We start from the raw sequence: 21567 nt of genomic DNA, 5'->3' as shown, positions 1-21567 counted from the left end.
TGAACAGAACGGTTGGGTCCAAGCCATGCAGATGCATCATTAAGGCTGGTGATGGCGCACTTCCCCTTCTGCTGCTTGTAGAGGTTGGCATGATGAGCTTTCATGTGGGGCTTCGGAACAATGGAGTTCCTTGTTCTTCAAGGTCTTGGCGACCTTCTGGCCATTCGAATTCGCATCCGCGGCGGTTCGATTGGCAATGTTCAGTTCGTCTGCCGTTTTGTGAATTTCTGGAAGATGGCTCAGGATAATAACCGCTTTGCCGAACTTCTGGATCGCGTGGTAGCCAACCGGCTCGCAGATGCGGTCCAGCCAGATCTTGCATTTCCGTCGCTGCGTCATGCCGGCGGCATCAATCTGGTAATATTTCCGGCTAAAGTTGTCGAAAGCGATAGCATCGAGGAGCACGACAATTACGGCGTCGACTTCATCGAGGCGACCGGCGAGATCACCGCGACGCTGCGCATGTCCATATTTCCGGCGGCGTCTCGAACCTCTCCTTCTCGTTCCGCGCGCGAGGCCATGCACGCCGTGTTCCTCTACCATGCCATCCAGCACGGCATGGACATGGGCATCGTCAATGCCGGCCAGCTTGCGGTCTACGACACGATCGAGCCGGAACTGCGGGAGGCCTGCGAGGATGTCGTGCTCAACCGCGTCCCCAAGGCCGGCGGTACCGCCACCGAACGCATGCTGGAGATCGCCGAACGCTTCAAGGGCACCGCAGGCCAGGAGGCCAGGGAGCGCGATCTCGCCTGGCGCGAATTGCCGGTCGAACAGCGCATCAGCCATGCGCTGGTCAATGGCATCACCGAATTCATCGACGCCGACACCGAGGAAGCGCGGCTGGCGGCCGAGCGCCCGCTATTCCAGGATGCGCAGGCGATGCTGAAGAAGATCATCGCCGAGAAATGGTTCGCGCCACGCGGCGTCATCGGCTTCTGGCCGGCCAATGCCGTCGGTGACGATATCAGGCTGTTTACGGACGAGGCGCCATCGCAGGAATTGGCGACGTTCTTCACCTTGCGCCAGCAACTGACCAAGCGCGACGGCAAGGCCAATGTCGCGCTGTCGGATTTCGTTGCCCCGTCGGACGGCGGCAAGCCCGACTACATCAGCGGCTTCATCGTCACCGCCGGTATCGAGGTGGCGATCGCCGAGCGTTTTCGAACGGGCGCACGACGATTATTCCTCGATCATGGTCAAGGCGCTGGCCGACCGCTTCGCCGAGGCCTTCGCCGAGCGCCTGGCGCCAGACGAACTGATCGGCGAGACCTATCGCGGCATCCGCCCGGCTCCGGCTATCCGGCACAGCCCGACCACACCGAGAAGGCGACACTGTTCCGGCTGCTCGACGGCGAGGCAATGCGGGCGTGAGCCTGACCGAAAGCTATGCGATGTGGCCCGGCTCGTCGGTCTCGGGGATCTACCTGTCACATCCCGAAAGCTATTATTTCGGCGTCGCCAAGGTCGAACGCGACCAGGTCGAGGACTATGCGCGCCGCAAGGCCATGCCGTTGGCCGAGGTCGAGCGCTGGCTCGGCCCCATTCTCAACTGTGTGCCGGCACACTATGCCGAGGCGGCGGAATAGGGGCGGCAAGCTCTGTCGTCTCTTCGCTTTAACAGTGCTGGTGTTTTGCGCGCTACACTGTCATGCACGGCAAAGCCAGACCTGTCGAATCCTCATGTCGATCCCTGGTGTTGGTGTGACTGTCACAACGTCCTTTGTGCGCGCTTTGATCGGTTGCTAGGAGGCGCGGCAGCATGGTAGTTCGGTGAATAGCGTTCAACGTCCGAGCGCTGGAGACGTCGCTGCCGGGACGTGGGCAGAGTCATTCCGCTTCGAAAGTTGCACGCTGATTAAGTGGTGTGCGCATACGACACTGGAAGGCTCCTCCCTGCGAAGCCCATCGTGCGGCGGCTCGTGTCGACCGCGTAGACAACCATGGAACCAGCAGTGACGTCGAAACGCTAGAAGATGGTTGACCTCTTCATCGCAATTAGACAACTTTCGAAGCACAAGTTACGAATATGCGTTGGATAAGAGGAATACCCGCCCACGGCTTACAGTCGAGCACGAGATAGACCCAGCTCGTGCCTGTCGAAGCGGCAGGCAACGGCAGATTCCGGTCAAATGTATCTGCGGTAGTCGGAACTCACCTTCTCATCGGTGATGTACTTAAGGACTTCGCCCACTTTGCGTGCTGCACGAATGGGGATCGGCAGCTTCTGGTTCATCTGTGTGGAGTTCCAGTTGATTTTCGTTAGACCGAAGATCTCGTTCGCGATCTGCGCGACCGTGCTATCACTAGTTTTGTAGGGGCAGATCAACAGCGGCTTCGGATCATACATGCCGGGGTATGTCCCATAATAGGGAATGCTGCCGTTGGTGTAGAGCAAGCCTTTCCCGTCAAGTTTCACGAACGTGCCGCGCATGACGGGATAATTGCCGTCCCTGAATACCTTCACAAACGACGATTCCTGAACCCACACGAGATCGCGCAGTTCGGTGCCGACCTCATCAAGCGCTTCAAAAATCCCGTCGGCTTCTTCGTCGCGAAAGCGCGATGTTTTCAGCACTATGACCCGCGCCGGATAATTCATGTGATGCTTTTTGTAGGCGGCGAGAGCATCGGCAATCAGAGTCTTCGCATCGTCCTGCGTCAGATAGGGATGCCTGCCACGACTTTCCGTCTGCGCGCCTTTACCCTTAAGGATGAAGCCTCTTCCGCGCTCATCGAACATCTGAGCTGCGCTCGTGAAGAGCTGTTGTCCACCGGCCTCGCGATAAAAGCTCACCCCGATGTAGCAGGCCGAAAACTCTCCCTCTTGAGGCGCTCGCCGCCACGGCACACGCCCAGACCCTTTGTAGTAAAGGGTGGTTAGGAGATTCCAGGTACGGCTGGCTTGATCCTGAATTTGTCGGGCGCTGCTCTCTTTGATCTTCAGAGGGATAACAGCACGCTCGTCGAGCACGTCTTCCCAGACGATCTGAATGGGAAAGCGAAAGTGCATCGCCTTGGCTTTCAGCATGCCGCGGAAATTGGGGGCATCAGAGCCCGAGCTATCTTCCTCCTCCAACGTCGCGTCAGAATCGACTTTGGCGTTCCAAACGCGCTCGATCAGCTCAACCGGTAGCGCAATGATGGCGACATCCGGCCGTGAGCTGCCCTCATCGATCGTCTGTAGCTGCTCAATGATTTCATCGACCGCCATCTCGACTGCTTTGCCGTGATGGGGTTCTTTCCTGATACGTTCAATGCGCGCCTGGGGGATCGCGGTAACCGCGCCATCCGGAATCTCGAACCGGCAGCGGAAAGGGTTCTGATTTCCGAGGCCCGGAAACGGCGGATGCAGGTTTGGATGCTTTTCCGATTTTCCTGCGAATCCGACCGCAGCGGCTTGAAGGAAGTCGCGAGAGTCCTTGACGGTCTTCGCACTCCCTACGACAGCAATGTTGATGACATCACCAAGCGGCGTCTGGAGCGGCCCAGCCTCGAACAGACCGAGGCGCGGATCGGGATGGTAGTGTTGGTTTCCAAACTCGAGAAGCGGTTCATCGAAGATCTTGGTCTCGAACTTCATGCGAACCTCAGCAGCTCTTGGTTGGGATCGGCGTCCTCGTTCGACTTCTTCGGCGTCCCCCACACGTCCTCGGGCACCTTCTTGGGGAGTTTGACGTTTGGAGGCTCGCCGAACATGAGGCGCGGATCAGCGGTGGCAACAGCGAACAAATCGTCCGCCTTGCGCTCTTCCTCTGTGAGAAAGCGATGCCACATGATTACCTGACCGCGAAGCGATGCACTTTTGTCCAACCTCTTCTTTCCGGCCAGCAGCGCGCTCGGATAGGAGTGCGGAATGAACCCGTTGGTGGTGAAGTAGTAAGTCGGGTTGATCACCAAGAACCACTGATCGTACAGGAGTTCGAACCTCGGCACGAAGGCGTGGTGCCGTACGAACTCAACGCGGGTCGGGTCCGTCTTATTGCGAACGACGTTGACGACGTCAGCTTCAGCCTTCTTCTTCGCTGACTGATAGTGGAATGCGCGGGACTCGTTTTCGGCTCGTGCCCTGAAATGGAAAAGGCGTCCTTCCTTGTCCCATCCCAGATCGCTTCGTACCTGATGACGAAGCGCCTGATTGAGGAGAAAGGCAAAGTTGTTCCGCTCGTCGAGGTCTTCATGGAAGGCCAAGTGCTCGACCTCGATCGCTTCGACCTGATCCAGATCGACGATCTGGTCGCACGACGAAATGCGTGGATCGTGGAAAGACCAGAACGAGCTGCCTTTAATCGCCCAATCAAAGCGCGCAGGCGCCCCGGCGTCGAGGAGCATCGCGGTCGCCTGCTTTGCCGTGTACGGCGTTGTTGTTACGAACACTTCATCGGGAAGGCGCACTGGAAGGATGTTCACCAGCGCTTCTTCGCCGCCGCCGAGTGGCGGAACGTAGTAGCCGAAGCCTGTCTTGGGAATAGTAAGGGCCGCGAGCCGATCGACCGCCCTCGCATCTAGCACGTCCAGCGTCTTGTCGAAGGTGAGCCGCCTTTCGCCTGGCCCCGTGCCGCTTGAAATTTCCTTCCAGTAGTGGGTCTCGTCGCTCTTCCGAAAGAGGACGATGATGATGGGAAGGTTCGACCCGCGCCAGTAAGCGAGGTCTTCACTGCGCAGCAGATAGGTAAAGCCGCTGGCATCTTCGCCCGCGTAGATACCGGCGTCGGTCGCTTTCACCTGCACCGCGATCATTCGCGCGGTTGGCTGACCTTCGATCATTACCTCGGCGATCCCATCGATTCCAGATTCGAGGCGCGAGCGCACGTCGAACTGAAAGCCCATGGTGAGGAACCGCAATTGAACGGCGATCTCGCCAATCTGCCCAAGCAGTTGATTCGGAGTTATGGTTTTTGCCATGTGTGCATCATAGAACAGGATGCGAACGGACCCCATGGGATTCTTATCCCTGTTCCCGCTTTGCACAGGACCAGGGCCCGCGCGATTGCTCTGAATCACTTAAACCCGGGGCACCGGCTGCGGCGTCAATTGGGGCGATGATGGGGCTAGGCTGGATCTGCAATCGTAAAGCGTGTTTCGGGAGCCGGCCTCACCCGCCATGGTGACGATCATGACGCCTGAAATGCCATCTCCTGCCCTGTGGAACGACCGTGCCCACCAGGTCGCAATTCCACTAAATCCGTTCATGATGGACCGCCACCCCTCTCGGCCTATCGAGGTCTAGGACTGGGACACTCGGTACGCAAGCCGATCGGCCCGAGAATTGTGACAGGGTCGCCATCGATGCTCACGCTCGTTTTGTAACGCCGGGAGAGAGGGCTGCGGCCGAGGCGAAGCGTGCGAAGACGTCCAACGAAAGGCGCCCTCGCGACGTGGTCCCGAAACCACAGTCAAGTACCGGCTGCCGCTCGGTGGCAAGCGGCGACGGCGTCCGAAGTCGGCAATGCCTGTGGACGCGCATGGTGACGATACGTTTGTGCGGGGTCGCCACAAAGTCCTCCAGTTCTGGCCCCAAATACCGAACCGAAAGACCGACACACCATGGTATCGGTGAGCCGGACGAAGTAGCATGAATTGCAGCTAGTCTTGCGATTTGCTGGCGGCCTATCGACGTGTGCTGGAGGTCGGGCTTTATCAAAGCCTCATCGCGATCTTTCATCTCAGCCTCAAATGAGGAATGTCAAAGTTCCTCACTCTTGTCTCTAATCTCCAATTTGAATTGAGCTCCTTCGAAGGTCATCAGGCAGCGGCCGAAATCATCCCAAGAAATCTCCCGCCCATCGATGACAAGGAGGGGCAGATGTCCATCTTGCGCGGCGTCCCAATCGATCAGGCCCCGAACGACCCCGGCCTGTCCGATCTGCAAACCGTACTCACCGTCCTCGAGATGTTTTACGGCCAGGGCGCGCCGTATTTTCGCGATCAGCCGGCCGAGCATGGCGAGAGGGTCTTCGTCGGGTTCTGCAATCACCTGGAACCGGTAGCCCCCTGGGTCGCCGTTGCGGAGCTCGAATGCGTCCAAGGCGACGCCCGTGCCGAACAGGAATGTCGTGAAGTGGAATTCGTGGAATTTCCCGTCGGCGTCTTTCAGCCGGATCTGATCAAAGTCGACATGCTCGAAGCTGTCCAGGCCAGCTGCCGCGGCTGCCTCGCGATTAAAGCAGCGCCGGCAAAGCCGTTTATATCCGGCTTCGGTCGAGCCGTATTCGACGATCTCGAAGCTCGGCGCCTGGCGGCCGCAGCCTACGCATTTTGTCTTCCGCATGGGGCCTCAACTTCTGGCCGCGATGAATGCGGCGTAGTGCTGGAACCTTTCTTTGGCAGGTCGGTCACGGCGGCGACCTACCCCTCGTCCACCATCTCAGCCTCATCATCGGACTGAGCCTCGTCGTCCGCGATATCCTCGCCCGCGGCAAGTGCCGGGATGCCGCCAGCCAACAACTTCTCCTTCGACAGCAGGCCAGCATCCTCGAGCGCCTCGAAATCCGGCAGCTGCCGCAGCGTGTCGAGCCCGAACTGCGACAGGAAATTTTTGGTCGTCACATAGGTGTAGGGCGCGCCCGGCCGCGGGCTGCGCGGCCCCGAGGCAATGAGCTCCTGCGCGCGCAGCACGCCGATCAGATCGCGCGACACCTCCTTGCCGAAGAAGGATGACAGCTCGCCTCGGGTGATCGGCTGGAAATAGGCGATGCACATGAGGACAAGCGCCTCCGACTGCGACAGTTCTTTTGACCCGTCGGCGCCCTGCTGGCCGAAGGCGGCGTGGATGACGTCGCCAAACACCTTTTTGGTTCGGTGCTGCCAGCCGCCGGCGACCGACACCAGCTCATAAGGGCGGCCGGCAAGCTCGGTGCGGATGTCGTCGATGACCAGGTCGAGATTACAGTTCTTCCCCACGACGCGCGCCAGCATCTCGCGCGGCACCGGCTCATTTGCCGCAAAGATCACGGCTTCGACGCGCCCCATCCACTCGCGCCAGCGCAATTCCGGCGGCAGGTGCTCGAGCTCGGTGTCGAGCAGCGCCGGCTGCTCGTTTGGCTTGCGGCGAACGGAGGCTTGGCTCATCGCTACAGCCCAAACAGCCGGAAGCTGGTGCGGCCCGACAGCTCGCGCACGGCATCGAGGTGTTGCAGCCGCTCGAACAGCCGTCGCGCCGCAAAGCGCGACAGGGTCTTCGTCACAAGCGATCCGGCCACGGCATCTTCATTCAGGAGCAAAAAAATCACGTCGCCGGCGCCCTTGGCGCGCAGTTTTGGCGCCACCGCCAGCAGTTTTTCAGCGCGGCGCGACAACTCAGCCGCCAACCGACAGGCCTCGGCCGCTCCCTGAACCAGCGCGACGCAGACAGCGCGCTCAAAACCTTTTTGCCCGGGTCGGATGCGCGTGCCGCCGCCCTCGGCGCGGAAGACCGGGCCAAAAGCCTGGGCTATCAACAGCGGCAAAGGCCGCGGCCAGCGCAGGCTTTGCGCCAGCACCAGGTCGGCGAGCCACCAGCCGAAAAGCTCGGCATCGGGGCGCATGGCGACAACGTGGGCGACGATTGCCGCCGCGGCGAATGGCGCCGGCCGCTGGGATGCCGCGAGTTCTTCGATCTGCGTGCAAAGGTCGGCGACCGCGGCACGGTCCCAGTGAAGGCCAAGCTGGTCGACGATCTTTTCGAGCCGCTCGGGGCTGGCAACGGGCGGCTGCACGGCCAGCTGCCGCCAGGCACCAAAGATCGTGCCGGCGGGCCCAGGGTCTGCACCTGGCGGGCGCAGATGCCAGGCGTCGCGCAGGGCGGCTTCGTCTTCGGCGCGGCCGGCGAGCCGCATGCTGGCGGTGGCGGATTTCACCGCCAGCCGCTGGCGCCAAGCGCCGGCCCAGCTGGGCTGCGCCCGGGCGAGACCGTCGAGCGCACCCAGCGCGGCGCCGGCCTGGAAGGCGGCTTCGACGTCACCGAGCGCATCGGTGGCGGCGAGCGCCCACGCAGGCACGGTCGGCGGCGCCGTTGGGTTGGACTCGGCGGTCGCGGGATCGAGGCGAATCATGATTTTCGAGGATAATGCCCGCGTGCGCTTTATGCCATGATTTTCGCATCGAAACGCACAGCCTGTCGGACTCACGAAACGAATGATAATGTTGCATTATCAGTTGCTTAACTCTACTCTTCCACTCGCAACAAGTTAGCTGGATAACATCACTCTTCGGGCACACCCGGACGACGGTTCGGTGCAGCCACTCACGTCAATCCGGACAGTCCCGTCTTCTCGTCGCGACTATCCCGGTACCCGGAGTTGGTCACGGCGACCTGCTTCCGAGCCACCTTTCGAATAGGCCGAGCTCGGATCACCAGCTCTAAAGCTCCACGTGATTGCCTATTCGATAAACCCTCCGTCAAGATTGCAGCGGCTAGAAGCCGCCGCAGCCAAACGGTCACAGCGCCCGCCCAATCGAACCTGAAATCATACCGGCAGGCGGACTTGCACGGGGGCTGTCAGTGGAGCAGGCGCGTGAAAGAGCACATGAAATAGGTGTATCGCCAATATTTTCGTATTGCTCTAATCGATTATAGTTGTGAAGCGCAATTTCAGCCCGTTTACTTGCCGCTCAAGTCACGCATAAAAGAAGGTAGCACCGATTCGGTAGCTTATCCCCTGTCTTTTGCGTACTCGCGGCCCGTGGCGCCGAGTGGACGATTGAAGATCGCCGGTCTCACTAGCAGGTGGGCACAAGCGCCTGGGGCCGGTTGGCAAGCCACAGGAGTAGGACAAATGTCGAAGGATTCGGGTAAGGGCGATCACGGCGGCAAGATCGAGATCACGGTGGTGGTGAACGGCCAGCCCACGCAGGTCGAAGCCAATCCCAACCAGCCGCTTCACGTCGTTCGTGCCAAAGCCCTTGAGAACACGCAGAACGTCGCCCAGCCGGCCGAGAATTGGGAATTCAAGGATGAGGCCGGCAACCTGCTCGACGTTGACAAAAAAGTTGGCGATTTCGGTTTCGCGAACATTGTGACCCTGTTCCTCAGCCTGAAGGCGGGTGTAGCAGGTGCCTGAAATCCAGACTGTGGACCCTGCGGTCTCGCGAGCGAAATTCGATCGGCAGATCGGCTGGTTCCAAACACAAGCGGGCGCTTACCGGGCTCAGGGTTGTTTCCTGATCGAGGCGAGATTCCCTACTGCCTTCTTCATCTTCGCACCGCCCAAGATAAGGCCACAGATAATCGGTGCAGCTGTCGAGATCGACTTCTCCAATTACGACCTCCGACCTCCGTCGGTAGTCTTCGTCGACCCCTTTACCCGCCGGCCGGTTGCCCGCAAGGATTTACTGCTAAGTATGCTCAGACGACCGCATCTACCCGGAACCCCACCGGATATGATTTCGGTCCTCATGCAGCAGAAAGCTCTGTCGCTAGCGGACTTCCTCCAGGCCAACAGTGCGGAACATACGCCATTCCTGTGCATGGCAGGCGTCCGGGAATACCACGACAATCCAGCCCATTCAGGTGACTCATGGCTTCTCCACCGGGGTTCTGGCGAAGGCTGTTTGGCCTTTATCCTGGACAAGATCATCAAGTACGGGACCGGCCCCGTGGAGCAGATACAGTATCAGTTCCAAATCTCAGTGGGAGCGATGGTAGTACCCCCATCCGCCATCCCGGAATGAGCGTTTTGATGGATGTAACGACCGTGACGCTCCCGCGCCACTGCATCTCGACTGTGCATGCGCATCTGCGCTCGGTTGGTCGCGAAGGCAATGAGGGGATGGCGCTCTGGGTCGGCGTTCAGCAAGACCAGCATTTTGCCGTAACAGAGACCGTGCTCCCGGCGCAGCGTCACATTCGGACGGGCGATGGTGTTTGCGTGATGGTTCCGGCCGAGGAACTGCACCGGCTTAATGTCTGGCTCTACAATAGCGGCCTGAAACTCTTGGCCCAGATCCATAGCCATCCGGGCCGAGCCTACCATTCGACGACCGACGATGCTTATGCGGTTGCTACCACGGTTGGGTGTCTGTCGCTGGTAGTGCCGAATTTCGCCCGCGAGCCTTTCGATTTTGCTCGAGTCGCCGCCTATCGGCTCGACGGAAAAGCCAACTGGAATGCGCTCCCTTCCGCGGCACTGTCGCGAATGATCACAATAACGAGTTGAACAATGGCACTCGCTAACTTCATCGACCGCGCCGCCACGGCGGCATCTCAGGTCCTAGCCGATTTTCATCTGGAGGACTTTAAAGCAGCTCTTGAAAAGCAGGTCGTGGCCGTCGCCTTTGACGATCAAGCCGCTTCCTGCGCCGAAGGCCAGGCGACACTAGATCTTGCGGTGAGGTTGCTCGCCAGGCTCTATCCAGTTCTGGCGATACTCCCGCTGGGCAGCGCGGCAAGCTTTCAAGCCCAAGCGCTGGAGCGCTTGGCAAAGTCGATAAATCCAAAAGTTGGCATCCGGCGTTCCGGCAAGTCTGCCACCATCTGCGTAGTTGCAGGGGTGACGCGCCCACCACTCCGGTGCCCGACCTTTTTCATGGGATCGGACGGTTGGGCGGCAAAGCTGTCGCGTACGGACCCGGTGGGCTCCGGCTCGAGTTTGCTGCCCTATGGAGCTGGCGCCGCCAGTTGCTTCGGCGCCGCCAACGTCTTTCGAACCATCTTCGCCGCCCAGCTGACCGGCGCCGAGTTAGACGAAACCATCGACCTCTCGTTATACAGCTACGACAAGACCAAAGCCGGCGAGGCAGGCCCGATCGACATACCTGTCGACCTTGGCGAAACGCACCTCGTTGGGCTCGGTGCGATAGGCCATGGCTCGCTTTGGGCGCTAGCGAGACAACCCGGTCTCACGGGTCGTCTGCATGTAATCGATCACGAAGCAATCGAACTCTCAAACCTGCAGCGCTACGTATTGGCCGGCCAGGCGGAGATTGGCATGTCCAAGGCGGTTCTTGCAGCCACCGCCCTTAGATCGACGGCCATTGGGGTCGAGGCGCACCCGCTGACGTGGGCAGAATATGTTGCGCGCCACGGCGACTGGGTCTTCGACCGAGTGGGTGTGGCGCTTGACACCGCCGCCGACCGTCTGGCGGTCCAAGGTGCTCTGCCCCGATGGATCGCGAATGCCTGGACGCAGGAGCACGACCTCGGCATCTCGCGGCACGGGTTCGATGACGGCCAAGCTTGCCTTTGTTGCATGTACCTGCCGTCCGGGAAATCCAAGGACGAGCACCATCTGATTGCCGAGGAACTCGGAATACCGGAAGCACACGAGCAGGTGAAAACGCTCCTGCAGACCAATGCCGGAGTTCCCAACGACTTTGTAGTTCGGGTGGCTACAGCGATGGCTGTGCCGTTTGAACCGCTAGCCCCGTTTGTTGGCCAGCCCCTGCGTTCCTTTTATCAGCAGGCTATCTGCGGCGGTCTGGTGTTCCAGCTCAGTGATGGAAGTCGCCGCGTTCGAACCGTGGTTCCGATGGCCTTCCAGTCAGCGCTTGCCGGGATTATGCTTGCCGCCGAGCTCGTCAAACACAGCGCGGGTTTTCCCGTGGGCCCGACGACGAGCACTCGGGTGAATCTTCTGCGCCCACTTGGCTCCCGCTTGCACGATCCGAAGGCCAAGGATTCCAGCGGCCGCTGCATCTGTAGCGATGACGATTTCATTGCCGCTTACAGGCGCAAATACGGCAAGAGCATCGTACAGCTAAGCGATGTCTCCGCCGCCTAAGCAGACGCGCGAATGTCTCCGTTGCCGCCGGGCGGCGATGTGCGCGCCACTACGAAACCCCATGTCCGCTCCTCTGCCGTCCGAGGGTCCATGAGATAGCCTCCCCACGCGCCACACCGGAAACCTCCTTTCCGATGTACCGATCAAGCACCGGCCTCCATGGCACGAGCGTGAACTCGCGCGACTTCTCGATCACGGCATATTTGCCGCTGGCAAGCTCGACCGATCGGCGCAGCGTGCCTTCTATTCGTTCTCCAGGCTGCGCTTCGGCATACGAGAGACCAAGCTGATCCGACAGCTGGCCGGCGACACGGTTCAGCTCGCGCTGGCGCAGGATCGAAATCATGTTGGCACGATAGACGACCCGGTCCTGTTCTTCGTGCGCGAGGCCTTGCGCGATCAGCCACTGCCGCCGACGGGCATGCGCCTCCCGCACCTCATGCCCGAAGCCTGAGTTGCGCAACGGCTCCGGTCTCTCGGCAACCAGGTTCCGGTCGAGCCAGGTGGCGCCTTCGAAGCTGACTTGGCGTTCCAGCGGCATTGATGAGAGCTTCTCGACTATCACAGGCTCGACCCTGGCCCGCAGGCGCTCGTATTCCGCGACACGATCGAGATGATCCGGCGCGATGATCCAGGTGCCATTCGGCTCTCGCTCCACGCCGCCGGTGGAGCGCCGGATCGCCTCCAGCCGGCGGATATGGGTCTCGGCAAAGCTTTCGGTGGCGAACGCATCATGCTTGAGGTGCATATCGACGCTGTAACGGCCGCCGTGTGCGGTAGCGATGTCGGCGATTGTACGGTCGACTTGCCTGGGCTTGGTATCCCTAGACGTAACACGCACGATGCAGCCGTCGGGCGTCGGTTCTGTCAACTCGCCTTTGCCGATGTCTATCCAATGGCTTTTGCCGTCAACGCCGTCGACGATGAGGTAATGCCGATCGTTGATTTCGTCGGCGAGCCCGCGCGCGACGAGGCGGCCGACGACCGGTGTGGAGGGCTCTTCACGTCGATCGTGGACAAGGTAATCGGCGGCACTGCGAGCGAGCCCCTTGCCAGTCAGCTCGCGGTGCATGGTCTTGATGACGTCGCCGCGTTCGCCGGTGCGGCGCAGCGTGGCTTCCAGCTCATCATCCAGGCGCCAGCGGACCGGGTCGACCTCCTCGGCTAAGCCCATCCGCTCGAGCTTGCGCAGACGGCCTTGATGCAGCGCCTGGCGAAAGGCGTCGCGGCCGTCCGTAGAAACAAGTCGGTCCTCATCGCGCATGCGCAGCAGCTGCCGGTCGATGCTGGTGAAGCGTTCCTGCTCCATTTCCTGGCGCAAGCGCTGTTCAATCTCGCGGTCGGTACGGGGACCGAGGTCGAGGCTCACCAGTTCGGCCGCCCGCTCGCGGATGCCGCTCGAAATATACTCCCGCGCGATGACGAGGTTTTCGCCGCGATCATCCTTGCCGCGGACAATGATATGGGTGTGCGGATGGCCGGTGTTGAAATGGTCGACGGCAACCCAGTCGAGCCTGGTGCCGAGATCCTCCTCCATCTGCGCCATGAGCCGCCGCGTCAGCGGCTTGAGGTCGTCATACTCAATGCTGTCTTCCGGTGCGACGATAAAGCGGAATTGATGCCGGTCGCTATCCGAGCGATCGACGAAGGCCTTACTGTCGATGCGATCCCTGCCGGGGCCATAGAGTTTGCCGGGTTCGCCTTCCCTGGTGACGCCATCGCGCTGGATGTAGCGCAGATGCGCACGCGCTCCGTCCGCACCCTTGCCGGCCAGCTTCACTATCCGCGCCTTGACCATCACCCGCCGCTGCCGGAAGGCGGCATACCGGTCGCGTGACTTGAGCAGCGCGGCCGCCGCCCCGCCGCGGCCTGTCCGGCTCCCCGTGAAGCGACCGCTGCGCTGGAGGCGGCCGCCGGCTCGGTTGATCGCTGCCTTGACCTGGCCGGCATAGCGCTTGCCTGCTTTCGAGCCGCGCGAGCCGATCTTGCCGAGTTTCGGCCTGAACTCATCGTCCTGCATACCAGCCTCCGGGCAAATTCAAGCGAAACCTGGGTCTCGCTGGCCCACCCTCCTGGCGCCGCCGGCAGCCTCCGGCAAAAAGGATGTGCAGACAAAGGCTTCGCCGCCTCATGGAGGCGGTGCCTTTATCTTGCCATCTTAATCGGTTGTGTTTGGCGATACTTTGTAGCCATCGTCGTTCCTCCTTCCGTCTGCGATAATACACGACTCTATTCTCTGCGCTACGACTCCGCTTTTGAACGTCGAGTTCCGATGCGCCGTGCAATCTTCCGCGCTCTGCGACGGTGTGGTTCGGCTGCATGGTTGCAGCGCTCGAACCGTCGTGGCGCATTTTTCCATCGGACTGACGGAGCATCGTCACAGGCAATCGAGCGCGGTCCGGCCGTCTCATCGTCGGCGCGGCCGCAGGCAAGATAACGTGCGTTCCGTCGTTCCTGGTCTGCATCGGTCCTCATCCGCCGGGGCGGATCTCCTTGTGTCAGATGGCGTCCGTCAGCGTGCGGGCGCCATGCGTTTCAACCGCCGTCGCGCCGCTCATCGATGCGCTCCGAGCAGGCGTCGATCCTTGATGTGGGCGCGTTGCGCGGCGTCGGTGTCACTCATGGCCGCGTCGCCGACATAGAACGTGCCGTCGCTCCACATCGCGTGCATGATCACCGCCAGCTTGCGCGCCACAGCGACACAGGCCTTGCGGTGGCAGGAGCGTTTGGCGATCTCCCGGCCCCAGCTCTTGACCTTGTCCCTGCCTTTGAAGCGCGTCATCAGTCCCGACGCCGCCTCGTAGAGCGCGCGCCGCACGTCCGCATCGCCAGCCTTCGAGATGCGGCCCTGAACGTCGATCGAGGAGCCCGACTGCCAGCGCCGCGAGGTCAGCCCGAAGTAGGCCGCGACGTCGCGTGAGCGGCGGAAGCGTGTGGGATCGTCGATCGCCGTCATGAACGAGAGCGCCGTCACCGGGCCGACGCCGGGGATCGCCATGAAGCGCCGGCACAGCTCGCTGCGCGCCACCATTTTGACGACGAGATCGTGCAGTCGGCAATACTGTTTCCACAGCGCCGCGCGCGCCGACAGCATGGCGTCCATCAGTTCGGCCGACAGCGGATCGTCGGCCACAGCCTGGCGAACCGCCTGCTCGAAAGCGCCGCGTCCGACCTTGCCAAGGCGGATGCCGAATGACTTCAGCGAGTGCCGGATGGCGTTCTCCAGGTCGAGAAACTTGGCCTTCAGATTGCGCCGGTGGGTCAGCAGAAGCTTCGTCCGGTAGCAGCTCTCCGACTTGATGCAGGCTTGGCGGAACCAGCCGGTGCGCATGATGTGGGCGATGCCGAGCGCATCGGCCTTGTCGGTCTTGTTGCGCTGCGCCGACAGCGCGGCGCGCACGTGCTGCGTCTCCAGGCAGATTGCCGGCAGGCCAAGTTTCTTGAGTTCCGGATGCAGCCACGGCGACAGCGAGCCGGCCTCGTGGCCGACGCGCCGCAGTCGCGCGAGAAACGGCTTCAGCACCGCAAACAGCGCCTCGGGATCGGTCATCACCGCTGCCTCCAGATGCACCGCGCCCTGATCGTCGACGACGCAAACCGCCGTCTCGTCCATCGCCACGTCCAGTCCACAAAAGAATTCCATCGTTCGCCTCCTGCGTCGTTTCACAGGCGCAGAATGTGCCGCCGAACCGCCGGCCATCGCCAGCGGCGCCGCGGCTGACACACAGCTTTGCTGCCCTTTCAGGCGCCCGCCCCGATTACGGGCGGCATTACGCGCCCCTCGCCTTAAGCGTCCCTGGCCCCTCCCGGATGCCCTCAACATCGCTAGCCATTGTGCTTCTTTTTCCGCGCGCGATCCCTGCCGAGCGGCACGAAAAGGCCGCCATTCGTTTCACCGGCGCGAACACCGTCGCGAAGGAAGAACAAAGAGCGTCCGGAGGGAGCGTTCCGCCCCTTTGAAGTTGTGGATTGGCCTTTGAATTCGTTCATGTCGGCCGCCGAAATCCCCGTCGCCTCAAGCTGTTTCAGATAGGCAACGGTCTCTTTCGGCAGCGGCCTTCGAAGCTTCAAATGGCCTTCATAGCGCTCGGGTCCAGCGTTGTAGGCGGCAAACAGGCCGGGGAATCCGAAACGCTTATACATGGCGCTGAGATAGGCGGTTCCGGCCAAGATGTTGTCGCGCGGATCGTGCGGGTCGGCTCCCAGACCGTGCTCGACGCGCATCTCCTGATAGGTGCCGGGCATCACCTGCATAAGACCCATGGCGCCGGCGCGGGAGGTGATGGGACGGCCATCGAGGACGGTCTTGCCGCGGCTTTCGGCATCGATGACGGCGCAAATCCAGGCCTGGGGAATGTGGAAGCGTGCGCTTGCTTCCGATACGAAGTGCTGCCATCGTTGCAGCTGCGGACTTTGGGAGATGACGGCTGGCTCAGCGCCGGTCGAGGCGGAACAGGCGCATGGCGCGACGGCGATCATGCCGAGCATCAGGAGGGTCACTCGGTCCATAGCGGCACCAGCCTCCCGATGATGTTTTCGGCCGGCACCGGCCCGAAATAGCGACTGTCGAAGGAGTGATTTTTTTCGTTGCCGAGCAGGAAAACCTCGTCATGGGCGAGCGCTCGGCAGCCGTTCCACCAGGGCAGCGGACGGCCTTGCGTGTCGATTTTGAGCCGACGGGCGACGATCTCGCCGCCTATGATGATGGCATTACTAAAGGCGCAGACATGCTCGTCCGGCAGCGCGGCGAGACGCTTCACCAGCGGTATATTGCGAGGCAGATAGCCGCGTTGGTCGGCGAGATAGGCAACGAAGCCAGGCGGGCGGGCGAGCACAAGATCGCCGCGCGCAGGCGTGCCAGACCCAACGCGATAGAGACCGACCGGCGCGCTAGCCGAGGCGTTCCAGACCAGCAAGGGAGACGGCTTTGGGAGCGCCGTGAAGCCTGTCAGGCTCAGGCCAATCGCGGCGATGGCGATTGCGTTGCGCGCCCGAACGCGCCGCAAACGGCTGCCGATCAGATGGATGGAAGGCCGCTGGCTCATGAGCGGGCTCCCTCGTCGGCTGAGCCGGACCCGCCCTTGTCATCGTCGGAGCCGGGTTCTGGCGGGCGGCCTTTCGACCAGTCGTCGAGTTCGTCGATGTGGTAGCGGACATAGCGGCCGTGCTTGCGGTATTTCGGGCCGCCGCCGGTCAGCCGCATCTTTTCCAGGGTGCGCTGGGATAGGCCGATATAGAAGGCAGCCTGCGCGGTGTTCAGAAACGGACTGCCCTTCTTGGCGCGGGCCGCGCGGTCGTTTTCGTCGTCCATGATGGTCCTCGTTTCGCTTCGGACAAGCGACCGCGAGGATCGGCGAGCGAGGTCGTCCTGGGGACGGGCGAAGAGTCGGGTGGGAGTTTTCGCCGCCCCTTCGGGCGAGCGTCGGCGGGAACCCCCGCGCCGAGTTGCGGCGCGAGGGCTTGAGCCGGCCGGTCAGTCGGCCGGGTTCCAGATGACGGCGTAGGTGTCTTGATCGTCTTGGCCGGCGGCGCGGCCGAGATTGGCGTAGAGCTTGCGGGGACCGAACTCCGGTGCGGCGATGGACAAGCTCACATAGTCGTTGCCGGAAGTCTCCCCGGTTCGGATCCAGCCGGCGCCGACCTCCACGCCCTGCGTCAGCACCCGGAAGTCGGGATGGTTGTCGGCGGACTTGCTCCGATTGGGCACGATGTCGATGTCGGCGCGGACGCTGAGCGTCCTGAGCTGGCCTTTGTAGCTGCCGTTTTCCTGCTTGTTGACGTAACCGATCGCGGTCATTTTCCTGTCTCCTTCTGCTGTCGCCGGGGACCATTCCCCTGCGATGGCGGACCGTGATGGGCGCGTCCGGACCGCCCGAACCCGGCAGGGCCGCAGCGGCAGCGAAGGACCCGAGCGGGCAGCTTTTTTGAAGCGAAGCGGCGCGAGGAAGCCGCGTCATGCGGCGGGGAAAAAAGCTGGTGGCGGGGGTTTCGGGCGGGCTGGAACCGCCCATAGGTCAATGAGCCAGCCGCAGGGGAATGTCCTCAAGACGTGTGGGGACAGGTCGCGTGATCGGGTGAGCACAACAAGCGATCGGAACGCGTGCGGCGGGTTCCGCACGCTCAACACCGTGCCGGATCGATAAATGTGCCCGTGCACCGGGAGCCCCAGCAGGCATCTCGGCGTGGTAATCGAGCACTGACAAGGGCGAGCTTTGGCGGCCGGATGTTGTTGCCGGAAGCGGGGTCCAAGGGGCGGAACGTGCAGCCAACGCGCCCCGGAGAGGCGCCAACCCGCGGCTATCGACGAGCCGCCTCGGCATGGCGGACTCATTCGAGGGTAACAGCGACCGGGCCTCGGCCCATTGATCGGCGGTCGGAAGCCGCCGCGTTTCGTGTGTTTTCGGTTGGGAACTTGGTCGAATCCGCGCCAGCTGGTTCCATTGGAGCGAAACCGATCGTCTCGGCGTGATCGAGGAATTCGACCAAATTGATACCGATGGCCTTCGCGAGGTCCGCCTGGCTGAGACCAGACGCTTTTCTTTTATCGACGCGGACATACCCGGGTGATCGGCCAGCCGCCATCCGCCAAGGTTAGGTCGTTCCTAGCGGCGCGGCGGGCACGGCTGAGCCCGCGTCCGAAGTCGACGAGGAAAGGGTATTGCTCCCCCGATTTCCGAAGAAGGCCACTGGTCGCAATTGCCCCTGTGGGCCGTGGCGATCTTTTGGTCGCGCTTGCGACATTCTTGTCAGCCTTCGGGACACAACAATGTTTTCGGATAGGCGCGCACGAGGGAGCAAATCAAGGAATCTCAATCTCGCAAACGCCGTGACGCCCAGCCGGACTCGATCCTCAGGGCGTGGAGACCGGCGCGCCGTGCTGAAGAGCTCGGAGGTGTCAAAGACCTTCCTCGACAGGGGGAGCAGCAACAGCGCGATCGTCGGCGCGACGGCCGCGTCTTCGCAGATCGCAGCCTGCGCACGCAATTACACGCCAGAGACAAAGCCTTACGCGGTCGATGCCGGCGTGCGGCAATGCATCGGCTCGGCCCGTCCGGAACGGCTTTCGCCTTCCCTTGCCGGCGCGGAAGTTCTGACTACTCCGACAGTACAGCACCTTTGCTCGGTCCGGGTGACCAAGCGATTGTGCGGCGCGCTCGGTCTCGGTCAATGCACGGCGCCCCTGCTCAAGCCGACAGGGCTTCGGCAAAAGATAGTCCGATTCGGTGCCCCCAAGTGAAATGGCATAGCGCTTGCTGTTATCCGTTAGAGCCCACCAAAGCACGTAGAAAGCTATGAACAGAACCATGGCAAAAACGCGAAGTTCCATACAAGCGCCCAAGGAGACCGCGCACGTTTGCGCCGAACGTCCCCTCCAGACGTCCCTCCTCCGGTATCTGATTTGCTATGGCTGGTTCGAGACTGACGGAGCCGTGGCGCTCGCCCAATTGTCGCTTACCCGCCTCCGCCAGGAGGATGCCTTTTTTGGAACACGGCATCGACCAAGTGCGGCCGCTCGGGCCCAGGACTGTCGCCGACGCGATCAAAGTGCATCAGGCGACGGTAAGCCGGGTGACGTCGAACACATACATGCAGACCCCGCGCGAAGTGTTCGAACTGAAGTATTTTTTCACCGTCGCGAGCGCGTCCTCCCAAGGTGGCGACGCGCGGTCCCCCCCGAAGCTGTCCGCCATCGGATCAAGGCGACAATCGCCGACGAATCGCAAGATGACGCGCTTTCCGACGACGACATCGTCGTCCGGCCCAAGGAAAGGGCCATCGATTTGCGCGCCGCACCGTCACAAAATATCGCGAAGCGATGAACATCCCCTCGTCCGTGCAATGCCGCAGGGAATGGCGCTTCTGGCGTTAATCCGGGTCAACGCAGCAACCCGAGTTTGCAGCACATCCAAACTGGAGACCCTGTTGATGACCGAATCCGCTACGGGCTTCATGGACGGAGTTCTGCATGACCCAAAACAGCCAGATCAACGGTCTGGTCCCGCATGGGGTGCAGTCATTTCGCTTGCCTTAGGCACCTTTGGGCTTGTGACGGCAGAGTTTCTGCCTGCCAGCGTGCTGACGCCGCTCGCGCATGATCTCTCTATCACCGAGGGTGCAGTCGGACAGGCGCTGACAACGACCGCCATCGTGGGGGCGATCTCGGCGCCGACGATGGCCGTCATCACAAGGCCCCTGGACCGCAGGATCGTCATATGGGCGATGACGCTGCTGCTGATCCTGTCGAACGTTCTATCGGCCGTCGCGGGGTCGCTGCCGGTTCTCCTGGCCGCCCGCGTCGTGCTCGGCATAGCACTCGGAGGGTTCTGGTCGATTTCGGCAGCGCTGGCGATGCGGCTCGTTCCAAGTCACCTCCTGCGGCGCGCCATGTCGATCATCCTCACCGGCGTTACCTGCGCTACCGTTTGCGCGGCTCCAATCGGCGCCTATGTCGGCGATATCTGGGGATGGCGAACCGCCTTCATGATCGCTGCGGTCGTCGGCGCCGTGACGCTGGTAGTGCAACTCATAACCATTCCGAGGCTGCCTCCGATTGGAGTGGCCAGCTTCCGCAGTCTGCTGGATGTGGCCAAGAATCCGATGATCAAAGTCGCGATGTTGGTCGTCCTGCTGGTCGCTTCCGGGCACTTCGCCGGCTTCACCTATATCCGCGCCTTCCTTGAGAAGTTTCCCGCGCTTGATATCGAGACGATCTCGCTGGTGTTGCTCGTCTTTGGCATCGGCGGCTTCTTCGGCAATTTGGCCGGCGGATTCCTGGCCGAGCACAGCCTCAAGGCAGCCGCGGCCCTGCCTCCCCTGTTCATAGCGATGGCCACTGTCTCGCTGCTGACGCTGGGAGCATCGGCTTGGGCCACGGCGATTGCGGTTACAGTATGGGGCTTTGCCTTCGGCGCGGTGCCGGTGGGACTGCAGACATGGATGGTGCTGCACGCCGCTCCCGAGCAGGCCGAAAGCGCCGGTGGGCTGATGGCCGCAACGTTCCAGGTAGCCATCGCAGCGGGCGCGATTTTCGGCGGACTACTGATGGACAATGCCGGCGTCGCCAGTTCCCTTGCCTACAGCGCCGTTGCCTCGTTCCTCGGCGCCCTGACAGTGTTCTTGCTCGGCCCGAAGCGCGAACCTCAGACCACCTGACAGAGAGGCCATCAGTGCAGCGCGGGAAAGATGCAATCATCAGCCGCGCGGTGCGATCCTACGCACGATTTTTGGCGGTTGCAGGCCTCGTCTCCGGGTGATCGGACGCTGTTGTCCGGTCGATTTCGACCGGCGGGGGCGTTTCGAATGATGGTGCCGACGAGAGAACCTAAGAGTGCGGGACCGAACCGGACCGCCTCGTCCGTCGACCGCTCTGGCATGGCGACGCGGTCTATGCGGCTCTGTCTTGCGGCGAGCATCGGGCGGATCGCGCGCCTGATCTCTTACATGAAGCTCGGGGCCGAACATGCCCCGCAGCTTCTGATTCGGCCCGAAATAGAGGATCGTTCGGCGATATCGTAGTTGTATTCACCAACTGTGATCCAGCCGCGATTGAACGTCGACAGCCCCGCGCGACGGATTTCCAGCGGCGGAATCTCAAGCGCCGCCTGCCCTTGGTAAGGCGGCTTACCGGAATTCGGCAGGAGGACGAGACGAGTTATCTCACGCTCAGTATCCCCGCAATTCGGTGCGGCGCATGGCGAAAACCTTCAGCCTCGCATAGCTTGCGGTAAAAGTACTTCTTCCACTTCATGTTTTTGGTGTTGCCGGCTGCCAGCGTGGGGAAACACGTGGCACGCCGTCATGCAAAATCATCGAATGTGCGTCAGACCCAATTTTGCACGCCGGTTCGCACCCGTATGAGGCGCTGAGT

The 21567-nt window shown here is 61.7% G+C and carries 16 protein-coding genes and 3 pseudogenes; 7 read left to right on the top strand and 12 right to left on the bottom strand.

Annotated elements, in window-relative coordinates; translation table 11 throughout:
- Positions 1 to 393 precede the first annotated feature (393 nt).
- Positions 394 to 1589, top strand: a pseudogene (locus tag MAFF_RS25375) (vitamin B12 dependent-methionine synthase activation domain-containing protein); the annotation flags it as partial.
- A 539-nt stretch (positions 1590 to 2128) separates the two neighbouring features.
- Here the strand turns inward: MAFF_RS25375 and MAFF_RS25365 are convergent.
- The 5 genes from MAFF_RS25365 to MAFF_RS25345 form a co-directional block, all read right to left on the bottom strand.
- On the bottom strand, positions 2129 to 3583 hold the full coding sequence (locus tag MAFF_RS25365) for an argonaute/piwi family protein (protein ID WP_044549173.1): 1455 nt from the start codon (positions 3581 to 3583) through the stop codon (positions 2129 to 2131).
- Complete coding sequence (locus MAFF_RS25360; RefSeq protein WP_044551271.1) at positions 3580 to 4905, bottom strand: DUF4365 domain-containing protein; 1326 nt, start codon at positions 4903 to 4905, stop codon at positions 3580 to 3582. Before MAFF_RS25360 ends, MAFF_RS25365 begins: the two co-directional genes overlap by 4 nt.
- A gap of 781 nt (positions 4906 to 5686) precedes the next feature.
- Positions 5687 to 6271: a DUF7686 domain-containing protein gene (locus tag MAFF_RS25355; protein WP_010913849.1), complete on the bottom strand. Its 585-nt coding sequence runs from the start codon at positions 6269 to 6271 to the stop codon at positions 5687 to 5689.
- A gap of 77 nt (positions 6272 to 6348) precedes the next feature.
- Entirely contained in the window at positions 6349 to 7071 is a 723-nt protein-coding gene (scpB, locus tag MAFF_RS25350) for an SMC-Scp complex subunit ScpB (protein ID WP_010913848.1), read from the bottom strand.
- A 2-nt stretch (positions 7072 to 7073) separates the two neighbouring features.
- A complete protein-coding gene (locus tag MAFF_RS25345) occupies positions 7074 to 8033 on the bottom strand; it encodes a DUF1403 family protein (RefSeq protein ID WP_010913847.1) in 960 nt (319 codons plus the stop codon).
- Positions 8034 to 8756: 723 nt separating this feature from the next.
- Between MAFF_RS25345 and MAFF_RS25340 the strand changes: the two genes are divergently transcribed.
- The 4 genes from MAFF_RS25340 to MAFF_RS25325 are packed head-to-tail and all read left to right on the top strand — an operon-like array spanning position 8757 to position 11699.
- Positions 8757 to 9041 carry a DUF2604 domain-containing protein gene (locus MAFF_RS25340; protein WP_044549170.1) on the top strand — a complete coding sequence of 95 codons (285 nt, stop codon included), beginning with the start codon at positions 8757 to 8759 and terminating at the stop codon, positions 9039 to 9041.
- On the top strand, positions 9034 to 9651 hold the full coding sequence (locus MAFF_RS25335) for a putative metal-binding protein (protein WP_010913845.1): 618 nt from the start codon (positions 9034 to 9036) through the stop codon (positions 9649 to 9651). Before MAFF_RS25340 ends, MAFF_RS25335 begins: the two co-directional genes overlap by 8 nt.
- Positions 9652 to 9659: 8 nt before the next feature.
- A complete protein-coding gene (locus MAFF_RS25330; RefSeq protein ID WP_244420607.1) occupies positions 9660 to 10136 on the top strand; it encodes a Mov34/MPN/PAD-1 family protein in 477 nt (158 codons plus the stop codon).
- Positions 10137 to 10139: 3 nt separating this feature from the next.
- The gene (locus tag MAFF_RS25325) at positions 10140 to 11699 is read left to right on the top strand and encodes an E2 ligase fold family C protein (RefSeq protein ID WP_010913843.1); all 1560 of its coding nucleotides are present in this window, start codon (positions 10140 to 10142) and stop codon (positions 11697 to 11699) included.
- 49 nt (positions 11700 to 11748) lie between these two features.
- Here MAFF_RS25325 and rlxS read toward each other — a convergent pair whose 3' ends face one another.
- The 6 genes from rlxS to MAFF_RS25295 all read right to left on the bottom strand — a co-directional run bounded on the left by rlxS (position 11749) and on the right by MAFF_RS25295 (position 17496).
- The gene (gene rlxS, locus MAFF_RS25320) at positions 11749 to 13719 is read right to left on the bottom strand and encodes a relaxase/mobilization nuclease RlxS (RefSeq protein ID WP_010913842.1); all 1971 of its coding nucleotides are present in this window, start codon (positions 13717 to 13719) and stop codon (positions 11749 to 11751) included.
- 534 nt (positions 13720 to 14253) lie between these two features.
- Positions 14254 to 15342 carry an IS110 family transposase gene (locus MAFF_RS25315; protein WP_044549164.1) on the bottom strand — a complete coding sequence of 363 codons (1089 nt, stop codon included), beginning with the start codon at positions 15340 to 15342 and terminating at the stop codon, positions 14254 to 14256.
- 182 nt (positions 15343 to 15524) lie between these two features.
- Positions 15525 to 16208, bottom strand: coding sequence for a lytic transglycosylase domain-containing protein (locus MAFF_RS25310; protein WP_010913840.1), 684 nt, complete (start codon positions 16206 to 16208; stop codon positions 15525 to 15527).
- Entirely contained in the window at positions 16196 to 16744 is a 549-nt protein-coding gene (locus MAFF_RS25305; RefSeq protein WP_010913839.1) for a S26 family signal peptidase, read from the bottom strand. Before MAFF_RS25305 ends, MAFF_RS25310 begins: the two co-directional genes overlap by 13 nt.
- Positions 16741 to 17010: a helix-turn-helix transcriptional regulator gene (locus MAFF_RS25300; protein WP_006328932.1), complete on the bottom strand. Its 270-nt coding sequence runs from the start codon at positions 17008 to 17010 to the stop codon at positions 16741 to 16743. Before MAFF_RS25300 ends, MAFF_RS25305 begins: the two co-directional genes overlap by 4 nt.
- Positions 17011 to 17172: 162 nt before the next feature.
- The gene (locus MAFF_RS25295) at positions 17173 to 17496 is read right to left on the bottom strand and encodes a DUF736 domain-containing protein (RefSeq protein WP_006328923.1); all 324 of its coding nucleotides are present in this window, start codon (positions 17494 to 17496) and stop codon (positions 17173 to 17175) included.
- A gap of 1682 nt (positions 17497 to 19178) precedes the next feature.
- Between MAFF_RS25295 and MAFF_RS38205 the strand changes: the two are divergent.
- Together MAFF_RS38205 and MAFF_RS25290 are read left to right on the top strand one after the other, a co-directional pair.
- Positions 19179 to 19569: pseudogene (locus MAFF_RS38205) on the top strand (RNA polymerase factor sigma-54); the annotation flags it as partial.
- A 56-nt stretch (positions 19570 to 19625) separates the two neighbouring features.
- Entirely contained in the window at positions 19626 to 20852 is a 1227-nt protein-coding gene (locus MAFF_RS25290) for an MFS transporter (RefSeq protein ID WP_044549158.1), read from the top strand.
- A gap of 521 nt (positions 20853 to 21373) precedes the next feature.
- On the opposite strand, the pseudogene MAFF_RS38200 reads toward MAFF_RS25290, so the two are convergent.
- A pseudogene (locus MAFF_RS38200) lies at positions 21374 to 21489 on the bottom strand (nitrogen fixation protein NifQ); the annotation flags it as partial.
- Positions 21490 to 21567 lie beyond the last annotated feature (78 nt).

It is taken from the genome of Mesorhizobium japonicum MAFF 303099, assembly GCF_000009625.1.
Lineage (GTDB): Bacteria > Pseudomonadota > Alphaproteobacteria > Rhizobiales > Rhizobiaceae > Mesorhizobium > Mesorhizobium japonicum.
The sequence above is the reverse complement of the archived record's forward strand: the minus strand, read 5'-3'. Positions and strand labels throughout refer to the sequence as shown.

Coding starts and splice junctions, on each gene's coding strand:
- MAFF_RS25355 (WP_010913849.1), bottom strand. CDS start 6,271: ATGCGGAAGACAAAATGCGTAGGCTGCGGCCGCCAGGCGCCGAGCTTC.
- MAFF_RS25315 (WP_044549164.1), bottom strand. CDS start 15,342: ATGGAATTCTTTTGTGGACTGGACGTGGCGATGGACGAGACGGCGGTT.
- MAFF_RS25310 (WP_010913840.1), bottom strand. CDS start 16,208: ATGGACCGAGTGACCCTCCTGATGCTCGGCATGATCGCCGTCGCGCCA.
- MAFF_RS25365 (WP_044549173.1), bottom strand. CDS start 3,583: ATGAAGTTCGAGACCAAGATCTTCGATGAACCGCTTCTCGAGTTTGGA.
- MAFF_RS25300 (WP_006328932.1), bottom strand. CDS start 17,010: ATGGACGACGAAAACGACCGCGCGGCCCGCGCCAAGAAGGGCAGTCCG.
- rlxS (WP_010913842.1), bottom strand. CDS start 13,719: ATGCAGGACGATGAGTTCAGGCCGAAACTCGGCAAGATCGGCTCGCGC.
- MAFF_RS25360 (WP_044551271.1), bottom strand. CDS start 4,905: ATGGCAAAAACCATAACTCCGAATCAACTGCTTGGGCAGATTGGCGAG.
- MAFF_RS25330 (WP_244420607.1), top strand. CDS start 9,660: ATGGATGTAACGACCGTGACGCTCCCGCGCCACTGCATCTCGACTGTG.
- MAFF_RS25345 (WP_010913847.1), bottom strand. CDS start 8,033: ATGATTCGCCTCGATCCCGCGACCGCCGAGTCCAACCCAACGGCGCCG.
- MAFF_RS25305 (WP_010913839.1), bottom strand. CDS start 16,744: ATGAGCCAGCGGCCTTCCATCCATCTGATCGGCAGCCGTTTGCGGCGC.
- MAFF_RS25325 (WP_010913843.1), top strand. CDS start 10,140: ATGGCACTCGCTAACTTCATCGACCGCGCCGCCACGGCGGCATCTCAG.
- MAFF_RS25290 (WP_044549158.1), top strand. CDS start 19,626: ATGACCGAATCCGCTACGGGCTTCATGGACGGAGTTCTGCATGACCCA.
- MAFF_RS25340 (WP_044549170.1), top strand. CDS start 8,757: ATGTCGAAGGATTCGGGTAAGGGCGATCACGGCGGCAAGATCGAGATC.
- MAFF_RS25295 (WP_006328923.1), bottom strand. CDS start 17,496: ATGACCGCGATCGGTTACGTCAACAAGCAGGAAAACGGCAGCTACAAA.
- scpB (WP_010913848.1), bottom strand. CDS start 7,071: ATGAGCCAAGCCTCCGTTCGCCGCAAGCCAAACGAGCAGCCGGCGCTG.